Below are 15,348 nucleotides of genomic sequence, written 5' to 3'. Positions count from 1 at the left end.
CCGACACCTCGGGCGCCTCGGATGTCCCGGGCATCTCGAACGTATCGAACGTATCGGATGTCTCGGGTGCCTCGGATGTCTCGGGTGCCTCGGACGGTGAGTCATCGGTGTGACCCGCCCGCCACCCCGCCGCCGCGTCATCGGCCGCGCACGCCGTGCGGCGGAGCCGGCGTCGCACACCACTGGGCGGTGGCGGGCGAGCGACTGACGGCACAATGGGCGCATGCCGATACCCAGCCGCGCCGCCCTCGTCGACCATCTCGTCCGCACGCGCATCGCCGGGGACGTCGCCACGCCCCGCGACAACAACCTCTCCCATTACCGCAAGCTCGCCAACGGCGACCGCCACTACTGGCTCGGGCTGGAGCTGGGCGACCGCTGGACCGACGAGCAGGACGTGCTCGCCGTGATGGCCGAGCGGTGCGGTGTCAGCGACGACCCGGAGCACCGGGCGGGGCAGGACACCATCGACCCCGAACTGACCGTCGACGCGCTGGAGCGGATGGCCGCCCGGCTGCGCAAGGCCGCCGAGGGGCGGCAGCGCGTGCTGTTCGCGACCGGCCACCCGGGCGGGCTGCTGGACGTCCACCGGCAGACCGCCGACGCCCTGCGGGCCGCGGGCTGCGAGATCGTACGGATCCCGGGCGGACTGATGGCCGACGAGGGCATGGTCTTCCAGTTCGCCGACGTGGCGGTGCTGGAGCGCGGCGCGACGCTGTGGCACACGCACTCCCCGGAGCCCATGCGGGCGATCCTCGACGGCCTGGAGCGCGAGGGCAGACCCCAACCGGACCTGGTGGTGGCGGACCACGGCTGGGCGGGCTGCGCGGGCCAGCGAGGGCTGGACTCCATGGGGTACGCGGACTGCAACGACCCGGCGCTGTTCCTCGCCGAGGCGGAGGGCACGCTCCAGGTGACCGTCCCCCTGGACGACCACGTCATGGACCCGCGCTTCTACGACCCGATGACGGCCTATCTGCTGAACGCGGCGGGGCTGATCTGACCCGCCAGACGCCTCCCCCGGTGGTACGGCGGTAAGGCGTTCCGCCGTCCTCAGCCGCGCGGCACCCGGACCACGCCCTCCTGCGCCACCGAGATCGCCGACTCGCCGTTCTGGGTGAAGATCCGCGCCTGAGCGAACGCGCGGCCACCCGCGGACGACGGCGACCGCTGGTCGTACAGCAGCCACTCGTCCGCCCGGAAGGGGCGGTGGAACCACATCGCGTGGTCCAGGCTCGCGCCGACCACGTCCCCCACCGCCCAGCCGCCCCTGCCGTGCGCCAGCAGGACCGGGTCCAGCAGCGTCATGTCGGAGATGTACGTCGCCACGCTCGCGTGCAGCAGCGGATCGTCCGGCAGCTTTCCCGCGGTACGGAACCACACCTGCGAACGCGGCTCGCGCGGCCGTCCCGCCGTGCCGTACGGCGGCTCCGTCACATACCGGAGGTCGACCGCCGACCACGCCTGGAGCACCCGGTCGGCCAGGCGCGGATCCGCGAACCGGTCCGCGTACCGCGGCAATGCCTCCGCGGCCGTCGGCAGCGTCTCGGGGTCCGGTGCCGCCGGCATCTCCTCCTGGTGCTCCAGCCCTTCCTCGGCGCGCTGGAAGGAGGCCGTCAGATGGAAGATCCGCCGGCCTTGCTGCGTCGCGACGACCTGCCGGGTGGCGAAGGACCGCCCGTTCCGGACGCGGTCGACGGTGTACTCGATCGGCGCGCCGGGGTCGCCGAGGCGCAGGAAGTACGCGTGCAGGGAGTGGGGCGTGCGGTCCTCGGGCACCGTACGGCCCGCCGCCACCAGCGCCTGTGCCGCGACCTGTCCGCCGAAGACGCGCGGGACGACGCCGAAGCGGCCGCTGCCACGGAAGACGTCCTGCTCGACCGGCTCCAGGTCGAGCAGGCCGAGCAGGGTGTCCAGGGCCTCACTCATATGTGTCCAGCGCCTCGCTCACCGCGTTCGGAGGGATGTCCGGAACGAACTCGTGGACTCGGGGACTCGCGGGGCGGCTCAGAGCCCCATGGACTTGGCGATGATCATCTTCATGACCTCGCTGGTCCCGCCGTAGATCCGGTTGACCCGGTTGTCCGCGTACAGCCGGGCGATCGGGTACTCGTTCATATAGCCGTAGCCGCCGTGCAGCTGGAGGCACCGGTCGATGACCCGGTGCGCGACCTCGGTGGTGAACAGCTTCGCGGACGCGGCCTCCGCGGCGGTCAGCTCGCCCAGGTCGTGGGCCTCCAGCGCGCGGTCGACGACGGCCTCCGCCGCGTCCACCTCGGCCTTGCAGGCGGCCAACTCGAACTTGGTGTTCTGGAAGGCGGCGACCGGCTTGCCGAAGACGGTGCGCTCCTGGACGTAATCCTGGGCGAACCGCACCGCGGCGGCGGCCTGCGCGTAGGCGCCGACGGCGATGCCGAGGCGTTCCCGCGGCAGGTTCTGGCCGAGGTAGGAGAAGCCCTTGTTCTCCTCGCCGAGCAGGTCCTCGACCGGAACCCTGACGTCGGTGAACGACAGCTCGGCGGTGTCGGAGGTCCGCAGGCCGAGCTTGTCGAGCTTGCGGCCGACCGCGTACCCCTCGGACCTCGTGTCCACGACCAGCAGCGAGATGCCGAAGCGGCGGTCCTCGGCCGTCGCCGCGGCGGTCCGCGCGCAGACGATGACGCGGTCCGCGTGGACGCCGCCGGTGATGAACGTCTTGGCGCCGTTGAGGACGTAGTGCGTGCCGTCCTCCGAGAGCCGGGCCGTGGTCCTCATGCCGGCCAGGTCGGAACCGGTGCCCGGCTCCGTCATGGCGATCGCGAACATGCACCGGCCACTGACGAAGTCGGGGAGCCAGCGCTTCTTCTGCTCCTCCGTGGCGTACGCCTTCAGGTACGGCAGGCAGAGTGCGACATGCACGCTGGAGCCGCCGAAGGAGACGCCCGCACGGGCGCACTCCTCGGACAGGACGGCCTGGAACTTGAAGGACTCCTGCCCGGCGCCGCCGTACTGCTCGGGCACCTCGATCCCGAATATCCCCAGGTCCCCCAGGGCGTGGTAGAAGTCGCGCGGCACTCGGCCCGCCGCGTACCACTCCTCGTGGACGGGGACGACCTCGGCCTCGATGAAGGCGCGGAGGGTCTCCCGGAACGCCTCGTGGTCCTCGTTGTACACAGTACGGCGCACGGCGGAGGGCTCCTTCGCGACGGGCGAACAGGACGATTAAGCGCTTGCTCAGGGAAAAGTTACCCGGGCGTTCGCAAGGGTGTCCAGAGCCGTCCGCCCTGCCCGCCGCCGCCCGCCCCAGCCCGTCGGCACCGGCCCTGCCGGTCCGTCCCGGCGCGAGCGACTGGTGTGCCGGGAGTGCGCCGAGTGTGTGCCGAGCCATATCGCCGAAGCGTACGTATATGCATCATGGCTCCCGGCGCACGGCGAGAAGTGCGCCTTCCGACGCGAAAAGGGCGGGAAACCACCGTTGACTCACCACCGAATACCCCGGCGCTCCCGGGCCCCGCTCTCGGCCGCCCTGCTCGGCGGCGTCATCCTGTCGCTGGTCACGGGCGCCACGCCCGCCTCGGCGACGACCGCCGTGCCGGGCGTTTCGTGTACCTCGGGCAAGGCAGGCCTCGCCGCGAAGCTGAGCAAGGACATCAACGCGGCGCTCGAGAACCGCACGTCCACGACCGCGATCGCGTTCGACGACCGCACCACCGGCACCACCTGCGCGCTGCGGGGCACGCAGCGGTACGACTCCGCCAGCGTGGTCAAGGTGACCGTCCTCGCGACCCTGCTCTGGGACGCGCAGAAGACGAGCCGCCCGCTCACCAAGCGTGAGACCGGTCTCGCCACGGCCATGATCACCAAGTCGGACAACGCCGCGACGACCAAGCTGTGGAAGCAACTGGGCGCGGCGAAGGTCAACGGTTTCCTGAAGGCCGCGGGGATGACCCGCACCACTCCGGGCGCGGACGGCTACTGGGGCCTCACCCAGATCACCGCCGGTGACGAGCAGCGGCTGCTGTCTCTGATCACCGACAGGAACCGGGTGCTCACCGACGCGTCGCGGGCCTTCATCCTGGACCGGATGCACAAGGTCATCCCGTCCCAGCGCTGGGGCGTCCCGGCCGGAGCGCCCTCCTCGGCCACCACCGAGCTGAAGAACGGCTGGCTCCAGCGTGATACCCAGGGCTGGCGTGTCCACAGCATCGGCGCCTTCACCGGCAAGGGCCACGACTACCGCATCAGCGTGCTCACGCAGAACAACAACACGATGCAGGACGGCGTCAACACGATCGAGGCCGTCTCCCGAGCCGTCCACAAGGACCTCACCGCGGCCGCCTCGTTGCCATGGTCCTAGTGTGATGCGCCAGAAATCCTGATGGTTAGTAAGTACCCTGTTGGCATGTCGCATTCGGGGCCTTCTGCTGTGGCGGTCACGTTGTCCGAGGCTGAGCGCGCCGAGTTGGTGCGCCGGACGAAGATGCCGCACCGGCGCTCGGCCGAGAAGGCCCGCATCATCCTGGCGTGTGCTGACGGCATGTCGAACGCGGGTGTCGCGCGGCTCGTCGGTGTCCAGGCCAAGACGGTCGGCAAGTGGCGTCGTGCTTTCGCCGCAGAGCGGATGGCGGGGCTTGAGGACGCCGGCTGGGTCGGCCGGCCGAAGGCCGATCTGATCCTCGACGATGCTGAGCGCAGGCAGCTGCAGCAGTGGGCCCGGCAGGCGAAGACCGCCCAGTTCCTCGCGTTACGGGCCAAGATCGTGCTGCGCTGCGCGGAGGGCGGGACGAACCAGCAGGCCGCGGCCGACCTCGGTATCGACAGGTCAACCGTGGACCGCTGGCGGGCCCGGTTCATCGCGAAACGCCTCGATGGCCTGCAGGACGAGCCGCGCTCGGGCCGGCCGCCTCGATCCTCCTCGACCAGGTCGAGGAGGTCGTCGTGGCCACCCTGGAGTCGCTCCCGGGCCGGGACACGCACTGGTCACGGGCCTCGATGGCCCAGCGCACCGGCCTGTCGAAGTCGACGATCGGGCGGATCTGGAAGCGGTTCGACCTCAAGCCTCACCTGCAGGACTCCTTCAAGCTGTCCACCGATCCGCAGTTCGTCGCCAAGGTCGTCGACGTTGTCGGCCTGTACCACCACCCGCCCGAGAAGGCGGTCGTGCTCTGCGTGGACGAGAAGAGCCAGATCCAGGCGCTGGACCGCTCCCAGCCAGTGCTGCCGATGATGCCGGGCATGCCCGAACGCCGCACCCACGACTACCTGCGGCACGGCATCACCAGCCTGTTCGCAGCCTTCAACATCGCCGACGGCACCGTCATATCGGCACTTCACCGCCGCCACCGGGCGATCGAGTTCAAGAAGTTCCTGATCCGGATCGACAAGGCGGTGCCCGCCGGGCTCGACGTGCACCTCGTCTGTGACAACTACGCCACCCACAACACTGCCGAGATCAGGACGTGGCTCGGCAAACACCCCCGCTTCCACGTCCATTTCACCCCCACCGGCTCCTCCTGGATGAACCAGGTCGAGCGGTGGTTCGGCCTGCTGACCGACAAGCTCATCCGCCGCGGCGTCCACACCTCCGTGAAGGCACTGGAGAACGACATCACCGCGTGGATCGACACCTGGAACGAGAAACCGCGCCCCTTCACCTGGACCAAGACAGCCGACGAGATCCTCAAATCCCTCGCCGACTACCTCACCAAGGTCGGAACCACCGCCCCGAAAACAGAGCAGAACTAACCATCAGGATTTCTGGCGCATCACACTAGGTCCCGCGCGGCGACGGCCTCGTTCCCGTCCACGTCCGGCCTAGGTCTCCCGACCGGTCTTCGGCCGTCGAACGTTACGGCGGGATGAAATCCGCCCCGGCCCGCGTTGGTGTCTTTCGGCAGGTCAGGACGGTAAGCCGGGGGATCGGGAGACTGCAGTGGCGGATGCGGGCGCGGATACGGGAGCGGGAGCGGCGGCCGACGCCGGAGCCGCGGCGGGGGCGGACTCCACGGCGCGTGGTTCGACGGCGCCTGGTTCGACAGCACCAGGCTCGACGCCACCGGGCACGGCGGTGGCGGTGGACGCCCCGCAGGGCTGGGCCCGGCGGCTGAGCGGATACGCGTGGCGCCACCGGCGCGACGTGCTGCTCGCGCTCGGCTCCTCGCTCGGCGGGATGGCCGTCATGGCCCTCGTCCCGCTGATCACCAAGGTCGTCATCGACGACGTGATCGGCACCGGCGAGCGCTCCCTCGCGGTCTGGACCGGCCTCCTGCTGCTCGCCGCGCTCGTCGTCTACGCCCTGACCTTCGTACGGCGCTACTACGGCGGCCGGCTCGCGCTCGACGTCCAGCACGATCTCCGTACGGAGATGTACGGCACGATCACCCGCCTCGACGGACGACGCCAGGACGCCCTGTCCACCGGCCAGGTCATCGGCCGCGCCACCAGCGACCTCCAGCTGATCCAGGGCCTGCTCTTCATGCTGCCGATGACCATCGGCAACGTCCTGCTGTTCCTCGTCTCACTTGTGATCATGGCCTGGCTGTCGCCGCCGCTGACCCTGGTCGCCCTGGCCGTCGCGCCGGCCGTCTGGTACATCGCCCGCCGCAGCCGGGCCAGGCTGCACCCGGCCACCTGGTACGCCCAGTCCCAGGCGGCCGCCGTCGCGGGTGTCGTCGACGGGGCCGTGTCCGGAGTCCGCGTCGTCAAGGGCTTCGGCCAGGAGGAACAGGAGACCGGCAAGCTCCGCGAGGTCGGCCGCGCGCTGTTCGCCGCGCGCCTGCGCACCGTACGGCTGAACTCCCGCTACACCCCCGCGCTCCAGGCGGTCCCCGCGCTCGGCCAGGTCGCCATGCTGGCACTCGGCGGCTGGCTGGCCACCCGGGGGCAGATCAGCCTCGGCACCTTCGTCGCCTTCTCCGCCTATCTGGCCCAGCTCGTCGGCCCCGTCCGCATGCTCGCCATGGTCCTCACCGTGGGCCAGCAGGCACGGGCCGGCGTCGAACGCGTACTGGAACTGATCGACACCGAGCCCACGCTCCAGGACGGCACGAAGGAACTTCCGGCGGACGCCGAGGCGTCGGTCGAGTTCGACGACGTCTCGTTCGGTTACGCGGGCGGACGCCCCGTGCTCGACGGCCTGTCCCTGGAGATACGGCCCGGGGAGACCGTCGCCGTCGTCGGCTCCTCCGGAAGCGGCAAGTCCACCCTCTCCCTCCTGCTGCCGCGCTTCTACGACGTGACGCGCGGTGCGGTTCTCGTCGGCGGTCATGACGTGCGGGAACTGACCTTCTCCTCGCTGCGCGCCGCGATCGGGCTCGTACCGGAGGACAGCTTCCTCTTCTCCGACACCGTCCGCGCCAACATCGCCTACGGCAAGCCGGACGCCACCGAAGAGGAGATCCTGCGCGCGACCCGGGCCGCCCAGGCCCACGGCTTCATCAGCGAGCTGCCCGCCGGTTACGACACCAAGGTCGGCGAGCAGGGGCTCACGCTCTCCGGTGGCCAGCGCCAGCGCATCGCCCTGGCCCGCGCCATCCTCACGGACCCCCGGCTGCTCGTCCTCGACGACGCCACCTCGGCCGTCGACGCCCGGGTGGAGCACGAGATCCACGAGGCGCTGCGCTCGGTGATGGCCGGACGTACGACCCTGCTCATCGCCCACCGCCGCTCCACCCTCGGCCTCGCCGACCGTATCGCCGTACTCGACGGCGGCCGGCTCACCGACATCGGCACCCACGAGGAGTTGCAGGAACGGTCCGTCCTCTACCGACGGCTGATCACGGAGCCCGACGCCTCGGACGCGTCCGACGAAACCGGCGGACCCGGCGTGGCTGCCGGAGCCGAAGAAGCCGAAGAAGCGGATGCGGCCGCCGGAGTCGAGGCCGCCGGAGCGGAGGCCACCAGGACCGGTACCTCGAAGACCGACAGTGCGAAGACCGACAGCGCGAAGGCGGAGAGCGCGAAGGCGGAGAGCTCGACGCCCGATGCCGCCGGGGCCGGCCGAGCGTGCGAGGCCCCGCCCGGGAGGGCCCTGGAGGACGGCCGCGCGCTCCTGGCCGAGATCGACGCCGAGTTCGACGCCGAGCGCGGTGTCACCCCCGCCCTGTGGGTACGGGACGGAGCTTCCGCCGACCCCCGCGACCCCGCCGCGCTCGACGCCACCGCCGGTGCCACCCCCGAACTGCTCGCCCAGGTGGCGGCCCTGCCCCCGGCCACCGACACCCCCGCCGTGGACGAGGCCCGCGCCGTCGCGGCCGAGGAGTCGTACGGACTGCGCCGCCTCCTGCGCGGGTTCGGACTGCCCCTGCTCGGCGCCCTCGCGCTGGTCGCCGTGGACGCGGGCATGGGCCTGCTGCTCCCGGTGCTCATCCGGCACGGCATCGACCAGGGCGTGGAACGGCTCGCCCTCGGTGCTGTATGGGCGGCGGCCTCGCTCGGTCTGCTGGTCGTGCTGGTCCAGTGGGCCGCGCAGACGGGCGAGACCCGCAGGACCGGCCGGACCGGTGAACGGATCCTCTACGCGCTCCGGCTCAAGATCTTCGCCCAGCTCCAGCGGCTCGGACTCGACTACTACGAGCGCGAGCTGACCGGTCGCATCATGACCAGGATGACGACCGACGTGGACGCACTGTCGACCTTCCTCCAGACCGGTCTCGTCACCGCCTTCGTCTCCGTCGTCACCTTCTTCGGCATCCTCGTCGCCCTGCTCGTGATCGATGTCGAACTGGCCCTCGTGGTCTTCGCGACGCTGCCCGTGCTGATCCTGGGCACGGTCGTCTTCCGGCGCCGGAGCGTACGGGCGTACGAGCTGGCGCGCGAGCGCATCAGCGCGGTCAACGCCGATCTCCAGGAGTCGGTGTCGGGGCTGCGGATCGTGCAGGCGTTCGGGCGCGAGAAGGACGGCGTCGAGCGCTTCACCGGCCGCAGCGCCCACTACCGCGCGGCCCGGGTGCGCGGCCAGTGGCTGATCTCGGTGTACTTCCCCTTCGTCCAGCTGCTGTCCTCCGTGGCCGCGGCGGCCGTGCTGATCGTCGGCGCAGGCCGGGTGGAGGCCGGGACGCTGACCACCGGCGCGCTCGTCGCGTACCTCCTCTACATCGACCTGTTCTTCGCCCCCGTGCAGCAGCTCTCGCAGGTCTTCGACGGCTACCAGCAGGCGACCGTCTCCCTGGGCCGCATCCAGGAACTGCTGCGCGAGCCGACCTCGACGGCCACTCCCCGGGAGCCGGTGGACGTGCTGTCGCTGCGCGGCGAGATCACGTTCGAGGACGTGCACTTCGCCTACCGGGCCGAGGAGGCCCCCGGTGCGTCCGACGCGACGGCGCGCGCGGAACCGCCCGCTGCGAACGAGCGCGCCGAGGCCGCTCTCACCGGCGTCGACCTGCGGATACCGGCAGGTCAGACCGTCGCCTTCGTCGGAGAGACCGGTGCCGGGAAGTCCACCCTGGTCAAGCTGGTCGCCCGGTTCTACGACCCCTCGCGGGGCCGGGTCGCGGTCGACGGCACCGACCTGCGCGCGATGGACCTGACCTCCTACCGGCGCCGGCTCGGCGTCGTCCCGCAGGAGGCGTACCTGTTCGCCGGTACGGTACGGGACGCCATCGCGTACGGCCGCCCGGAGGCGAGCGACGCCGAGGTGGAGGCCGCCGCCCGCGCGGTCGGTGCCCACGACATGATCGCCACGCTGGACGGCGGCTACCTGCACGAGGTGACCGAGCGCGGCCGTAACCTCTCCGCCGGCCAGCGCCAGCTGATAGCCCTGGCCAGGGCCGAGCTGGTGAACCCGGACATCCTGCTGCTCGACGAGGCCACGGCGGCCCTGGACCTGGCGAGCGAGGCGCTGGTCAACCAGGCCACCGACCGGCTGACCGGCCGCCGTACCGTCCACCCGTCACCGAGCGCCGACGCGCGCACGACTCTGATCGTCGCGCACCGGCTGACGACGGCGGCACGCGCGGACCGGGTGGTCGTCCTGGACCACGGCCGGGTCGTGGAGGACGGCACGCACGACGAACTGCTCGCGCTGGACGGCCGGTACGCCGCGCTGTGGCGGAGCTTCGTCGGCGAGGCGCGGCCCGCCGACGAACTGTGCGAGGCGCCGGCGGCCGTGTCGTGAGTCCGGTGGCCTGGTGACCGCGGTCACCAGGCCACCAGGCCGTCGGGCCGTCGGGCCGCGGAACGACCGCGTGGTCCCCGTTGCCCCGACGCGGCCTCGTCGGCCGGGGCCTCGGCGCAACCGATTCCGGGGCCCCGCGCGTCGTACAGGCGTGCGCCTTCGTGTCCCGCGTGTCCGCGTGTCCGCGTGTCCACGTGTGCGCGCACGCGTATGCCCAACTGACCGTAGGAGAAGGAAGCACACGTGTTCAGTCGCGCCGGGACCGGCAGCCGCACGACCGGCGGCCCCGCCCACGGCGTCACGCGAAGCGTGACGTACGGCCTCCTGCTGCCTCTCACCGCCGGCGCCCTGGTACTGGCCGGTCCGGGGCAGAGCGGTGCCGAGGCGATGTCCGTCTGCTCCGGGCGCCCGCAGCAGACGGTGCGCTTCGCCACCGGTGAGCTGCGCGTCTTCAAGAACCGCGACTACGCCTGCGCGATCACCGTGGCCAAGAAGCCGGGGGCGAAGCGGACGATGTCGGTCAGTCTCCAGGCGCGCGGTGCCTCGCCGGTGGTGGACCAGGGGACGTTCACCCGGCAGGCGGGCCCGGTCACGGTGCACGCCCTCAACCGGTGCGTACGGGCCTCGGGGGCCGTGTCCGGGAAGGGCGGCTCGACGGGATGGATCCTGTGCTGACGCGGTGCCGCCGCGTATGTGACGTGGCGGTTCATGGGGCCGAAGGGCGGTCAGGGGTGGCGGCGGGGTCCCGACCGGGCTAGGTTCGCGGCGTCTGTCATGAACACAGGGGAGTGTGAATGCGCAAGGCGCTGAGATGGCTGTTGTCGTTCGTGCTGGTGATAGGCACGGTCGCCACGGCCGGTGCGGCCACCGCCGCCGAGTCCGGTGGGGGCACCGACACCACCGACATCAAGGACCGGATCCTCGCCATCCCGGGGATGAAACTCGTCCAGGAGAAACCGTACGAGGGGTACCGCTACTTCGTCCTGACGTACACCCAGCCGGTGGACCACCGGCACCCGGCCAAGGGGACGTTCGAGCAGCGCGTCACGCTGCTGCACAAGGACACCAGCCGTCCCACGGTCTTCTTCACGGGAGGCTACAACGTCTCCACCAACCCGAGCCGCAGCGAGCCGACCCGGATCGTCGACGGCAACCAGGTCTCCATGGAGTACCGCTTCTTCACCCCGTCGCGCCCGCAGCCGGCCGACTGGTCGAAGCTGACCATCTGGCAGGCGGCCAGTGACCAGCACCGGATATTCACCGCGCTGAAGCGCGTCTACTCCAAGAAGTGGCTGGCCACGGGCGGCTCGAAGGGTGGTATGACCGCCACCTACTTCGAGCGCTTCTACCCGGACGACATGGACGGCGTCGTCGCGTACGTCGCGCCCAACGACGTGGTGAACCACGAGGACTCGGCGTACGACCGGTTCTTCGAGCGCGTCGGCACCAAGGAGTGCCGCGACCGGCTGAACGCGGTGCAGCGCGAGGCGCTGGTCCGGCGCGCGCCGCTGGAGAGGAAGTTCCAGGAGTGGGCGGACGCCAACGGCGCGACGTTCACCACCATCGGTTCGCTCGACAAGGCCTACGAGGCCACGGTGCTCGACTACGTCTGGGGCTTCTGGCAGTACAGCCTGCTCGCCGACTGCGACGGCATCCCGGCCGCCGCCACCGCCTCCGACCAGGAGATCTACGACAGCGTCGACACGGTCTCGGGCTTCTCCGCGTACACCGACCAGGGCCTGGCCACCTACCAGCCGTACTACTACCAGGCGGGCACCCAGCTCGGCGCGCCCACGATCAAGCTGCCGCACCTGGGCAATCTGAGCCGGTACGGCTACCAGCCGCCGCGCAACTTCGTGCCGCGCGACATCGCGATGCGCTTCGAGCCGTCGGCGATGCGGGACATCGACAACTGGGTCCGCCGGCACGCGAACCAGATGATGTTCGTGTACGGGCAGAACGACCCGTGGGGCGCGGAGCCCTTCCGGCTCGGGCACGGCGCGCGCGACAGCCACGTGTACGTCGCGCCGGGCGCCAACCACGGCGCCAACGTGGCGGGCCTGGTGCCGGACCAGCAGGCGAAGGCGACGGCCCGCATCCTGGCCTGGGCGGGCGTGGCGCCGGAGGCCGTGCGGAAGGACGCGACGAAGGCGAAGCCGCTGTCACCGTTCGACGCCCAGCTCGACCGGCAGAAGCTGGAGCGGCGTCAGACGCTGAGGCCGTAACGCGCGGGAAGCGGGGGGCGGAGCCTGACCCCGGCGCCATGCGCCGGGAGCCCGGCTCCACGCGCCGCTACGAGCGGTAGCCGAGCCCGTGCCCGGTCGGGTACAGCACCCGCGCGGGATCGTCCGCGCGCTGGACGGGTACGGGCAGCCGCCCCCGGGGCCGGGTCCGGCCGGCGATCACCCGGGCGGCGGCGCGCAGTTCGACATCGGTCCAGGAGTACGTGGCCAGGGACGCCCGGACGCCGGGCAGGTGCGCGATGTCGTACGGGTTGCGGACGGCGACCGTGATCACCGGCACCCCGCTCGCGACCAGCGCGTTCACCAGCGTGCGCTGCGAACTGGCCGTCGAGACGTTGTACGTGGCCACGACCACCGCGTCCGTGCCGCGCGCCGCGGCGACCGCCTCGTCGATCCCGGCGGCGGTCGGCGCCGTACCGGTGGACCGCGCGGTCGCGCTGAAGCCCAGTTCGGTCAGCGCCTTGGCGAGGACGGTGGTCGGCGGCCCGGTCGTCCCGGAGGGCGAGGCCGGGTCGGCACCGACGACCAGCACCTTCTTCTCCCGCCGCCGGCTCAGGGGCAGCAGATTGCCCTCGTTGACCAGGAGGGTGGTGGTCGCGTCGGCGATCCGGTCGGCGGCGGTGAGGTGCGCGCGGATGCCGACGACCCGGTCCACGCCCGTCCGGGAGACATAGGGCGGATGGCGGAACAGGCCGAGCCGGTCCTTCAGTTCGAGGATGCGCAGAACCGATTCGTCCAGCCGCTTCTCGCTGATCTCGCCGGATCTGACCGCCGTCAGCACCGCGTTCCAGGCGAGTGACAGGTCGGGCGGGTCGAGCAGTTGGTCGACGCCCGCCTTGAGGGCGAGGACGGGCACGCGGTCGTCGCCGTACTTCTCGCGGACGCCCTCCATCCTCAGCGAGTCGGTGGTCACGACCCCGTCGTAGCCGAGTTGTTCCCGCAGGACGCCCGTGACGATGGGGTGCGAGAGCGTGGCCGGGTCCTCGTCGGGGTCGAGCGCCGGGACGACGATGTGCGCGGTCATGACCGAGGTGATGCCGGCGGCGATCGCGGCCCGGAACGGCGGCGCGTCCAGCTCCGTCCACTGCTCACGGGTGTGATGGATGGTCGGGAGCGAGTAGTGGCTGTCGTCCTTGGTGTCGCCGTGCCCGGGGAAGTGCTTGGCCGCGGTGGCGATTCCCGCGCCCTGGTAGCCCTTGACCTGGGCGGCCACCCGGTCGGCGACGGCCTGTGGATCGGCGCCGAAGGACCGTACGCCGATGACGGGGTTGGCCGGGTTGACGTTGACGTCCGCGACCGGGGCGTAGTTCTGGTTGATGCCCATGGCGGCCAGCTCGGCCCCGGCGATCCGCGCCGCCTCGCGCGCGTCCGCGGGTGAGCGGGACGCGCCGAGCGCCATCGCGCCCGGCAGCAGCGTGGCCGGCTTGCCGACGCGCGCGACGATGCCGTGCTCCTGGTCGGTGGCGATCAGCAGCGGTACGGGGGTGGGCTGGGCGAGGCCCGCCTTCTGGATGCCGTTGGAGAGGCCGGCGATCTGGTGCGGGTCGCGGGTGTTGTGCGCCCAGGCGAAGTAGATGATGCCGCCGACGTGGTACTTCTCCACCAGCTCCGCGGCGGTGCGGACACCGATCTCGGCGAGGTTGGCGTCGATGTCGGCCTGGTCGGGGGCGGTGGCGGAGTGCCCGTACACCCGCATGACGAAGACCTGGCCGACCTTCTCCTGGAGGCTCATACGCGAGACGAGCCGGCGGAGGCGGTCCCGTCGCGCGGCACCGGCGGCATCGGTGGGGCCGACTGTGGAGAGGGCGGACGCGGGAGCGGGGACGGCGGTGACGGCGACCGCCGCCGCTGCTACGGCGGTCGCGCTGAGGAGGGTGCGTCTGGGGATGGTCCGGTCGTGCACTGGTGCTCCTTCCGGCCGTGCGCCGCGAGGGAAGTGAAGAAAACTTCCAAAGCCCCACGCATATAAGGAAAGTAAGTGCCAGTCAAGGGATGACCGCCGACGCGCCGAGGCGTCGTGCGACAGGGACAGCGCGACGGGGACAGTGCGGGCTACGCCGGCGCCTGTGTCTCCGCCGTCGCCACCGCCGGCCAGTGCCGCCGGAGCGTCTCCACCGTGGCCGTCACGGCCGGGCGCCGTGCCGCGCCCGTACGCCACAGGGCGTACAGCCGGCGCATCGGCACCGGATCGAGGGCGACGGCGTGCACCCCCTCGGGCAGCGGTCCCCGCCCCAGGCGCGGGATCATGGCGATGCCGAGGCCCGCCGCCACCAGCGCCAGTTGGGTGTGGTTCTCCTCGGCCTGATGGGCGAGGTCGGGTACGCAGCCGGCCGCGCGCAGCGTGCGCACCAGCCAGTCGTGACAGACCGTGCCGGGCGGCTGGCAGATCCAGCGCTGCCCCGGCAGGTCCTCCCGCCGCACGCGCGACCGCGCGGCGAACGGGTGCCCGGCCGGGACGAGCACGTCGCACAGGTCGTCCCCGATGACCGCCTGCTCGACGCCCTCGGGGGCGGGCAGCGGGGCGATGTCCCAGTCGTGGGCGACGGCCAGGTCGATCACTCCCCGGGCCACCAGGTCCACGGACAGGTGCGGATCGATTTCCCTGAGCCGGATGTCCAGCGTGGGGTGCAGCCCGGCCAGCTCGGCCAGTACTCCGGGGAGCAGCCCCCGGGCGGAGGACGCGAAGGCCCCGACCACCAGCCGGCCGGTGGGCTGCCCCCGGCGCTCCTCCAGAGTGGTCTCGGCGCGCTCGACGATGGCGAGCAGTTCCTCCGCCGTGGTGGCGAGGTGGCGGGCCTCGTCGGTGAGGGCCACCCCGCGGCCGCGCCGCTCCAGCAGGGTCGTACGGGTCTCCCGCTCCAGCTTGGTGATCTGCTGCGACACGGCGGACGGGGTGTAGCCGAGCGCCGCGGCCGCCGCGGCGACGGAGCCGTGGACGGAGACGGCGTGCAGCGCGCGCAGCCGGGCCAGGTCGAGCACGGTCAGCCCCTCCTTCAGTGCGATTAAGCAATG

General features: G+C 71.5%; 9 protein-coding genes and 1 pseudogene. 6 read left to right on the top strand and 4 right to left on the bottom strand.

Annotated features, from left to right (window positions below):
* The first annotated feature begins 223 nt into the window (after nt 1-223).
* Complete coding sequence (locus ACU6P3_RS11175) at nt 224-1,003, top strand: phosphatase (RefSeq protein WP_447196986.1); 780 nt, start codon at nt 224-226, stop codon at nt 1,001-1,003.
* A gap of 50 nt (nt 1,004-1,053) precedes the next feature.
* Here ACU6P3_RS11175 and ACU6P3_RS11170 read toward each other — a convergent pair whose 3' ends face one another.
* Both ACU6P3_RS11170 and ACU6P3_RS11165 read right to left on the bottom strand, forming a co-directional pair.
* Nucleotides 1,054-1,929, bottom strand: a complete 876-nt coding sequence (locus ACU6P3_RS11170) for an acyl-CoA thioesterase (RefSeq protein ID WP_447196985.1) — start codon at nt 1,927-1,929, stop codon at nt 1,054-1,056.
* A gap of 78 nt (nt 1,930-2,007) precedes the next feature.
* Entirely contained in the window at nt 2,008-3,165 is a 1,158-nt protein-coding gene (locus tag ACU6P3_RS11165; protein WP_447196984.1) for an acyl-CoA dehydrogenase family protein, read from the bottom strand.
* A 289-nt stretch (nt 3,166-3,454) separates the two neighbouring features.
* Here ACU6P3_RS11165 and ACU6P3_RS11160 point away from each other — a divergent pair, with 289 nt between their 5' ends.
* The 5 genes and pseudogenes from ACU6P3_RS11160 (at nt 3,455) to ACU6P3_RS11140 (ending at nt 12,318) form a co-directional block, all read left to right on the top strand.
* Nucleotides 3,455-4,336 carry a serine hydrolase gene (locus ACU6P3_RS11160; RefSeq protein WP_447196983.1) on the top strand — a complete coding sequence of 294 codons (882 nt, stop codon included), beginning with the start codon at nt 3,455-3,457 and terminating at the stop codon, nt 4,334-4,336.
* Nucleotides 4,337-4,405: 69 nt separating this feature from the next.
* A pseudogene (locus ACU6P3_RS11155) lies at nt 4,406-5,724 on the top strand (IS630 family transposase).
* 328 nt (nt 5,725-6,052) lie between these two features.
* Nucleotides 6,053-10,093: an ABC transporter ATP-binding protein gene (locus ACU6P3_RS11150; protein ID WP_447197846.1), complete on the top strand. Its 4,041-nt coding sequence runs from the start codon at nt 6,053-6,055 to the stop codon at nt 10,091-10,093.
* Nucleotides 10,094-10,402: 309 nt separating this feature from the next.
* Nucleotides 10,403-10,768 (top strand): hypothetical protein, encoded by a 366-nt coding sequence (locus tag ACU6P3_RS11145; RefSeq protein WP_447197845.1) that lies wholly within the window; start codon nt 10,403-10,405, stop codon nt 10,766-10,768.
* Between the two features lie 119 nt (nt 10,769-10,887).
* On the top strand, nt 10,888-12,318 hold the full coding sequence (locus ACU6P3_RS11140; RefSeq protein ID WP_447196982.1) for a S28 family serine protease: 1,431 nt from the start codon (nt 10,888-10,890) through the stop codon (nt 12,316-12,318).
* 67 nt (nt 12,319-12,385) lie between these two features.
* Here ACU6P3_RS11140 and ACU6P3_RS11135 read toward each other — a convergent pair whose 3' ends face one another.
* Nucleotides 12,386-14,239 (bottom strand): glycoside hydrolase family 3 protein, encoded by a 1,854-nt coding sequence (locus tag ACU6P3_RS11135; protein WP_447196981.1) that lies wholly within the window; start codon nt 14,237-14,239, stop codon nt 12,386-12,388.
* 149 nt (nt 14,240-14,388) lie between these two features.
* The gene (locus ACU6P3_RS11130) at nt 14,389-15,315 is read right to left on the bottom strand and encodes a LysR family transcriptional regulator (protein ID WP_447196980.1); all 927 of its coding nucleotides are present in this window, start codon (nt 15,313-15,315) and stop codon (nt 14,389-14,391) included.
* Between the last annotated feature and the right edge of the window lie 33 nt (nt 15,316-15,348).

This window comes from Streptomyces hebeiensis, assembly GCF_052983195.1.
Note: the sequence above shows the minus strand (reverse complement) of the source record. Positions and strands in the feature narration are given on the sequence as shown.

Bases quoted from the DNA above. Each gene is read 5' to 3' on its own strand.
- ACU6P3_RS11170 (WP_447196985.1), bottom strand. From the start codon at position 1,929: ATGAGTGAGGCCCTGGACACCCTGCTCGGCCTGCTCGACCTGGAGCCG.
- ACU6P3_RS11175 (WP_447196986.1), top strand. From the start codon at position 224: ATGCCGATACCCAGCCGCGCCGCCCTCGTCGACCATCTCGTCCGCACG.
- ACU6P3_RS11140 (WP_447196982.1), top strand. From the start codon at position 10,888: ATGCGCAAGGCGCTGAGATGGCTGTTGTCGTTCGTGCTGGTGATAGGC.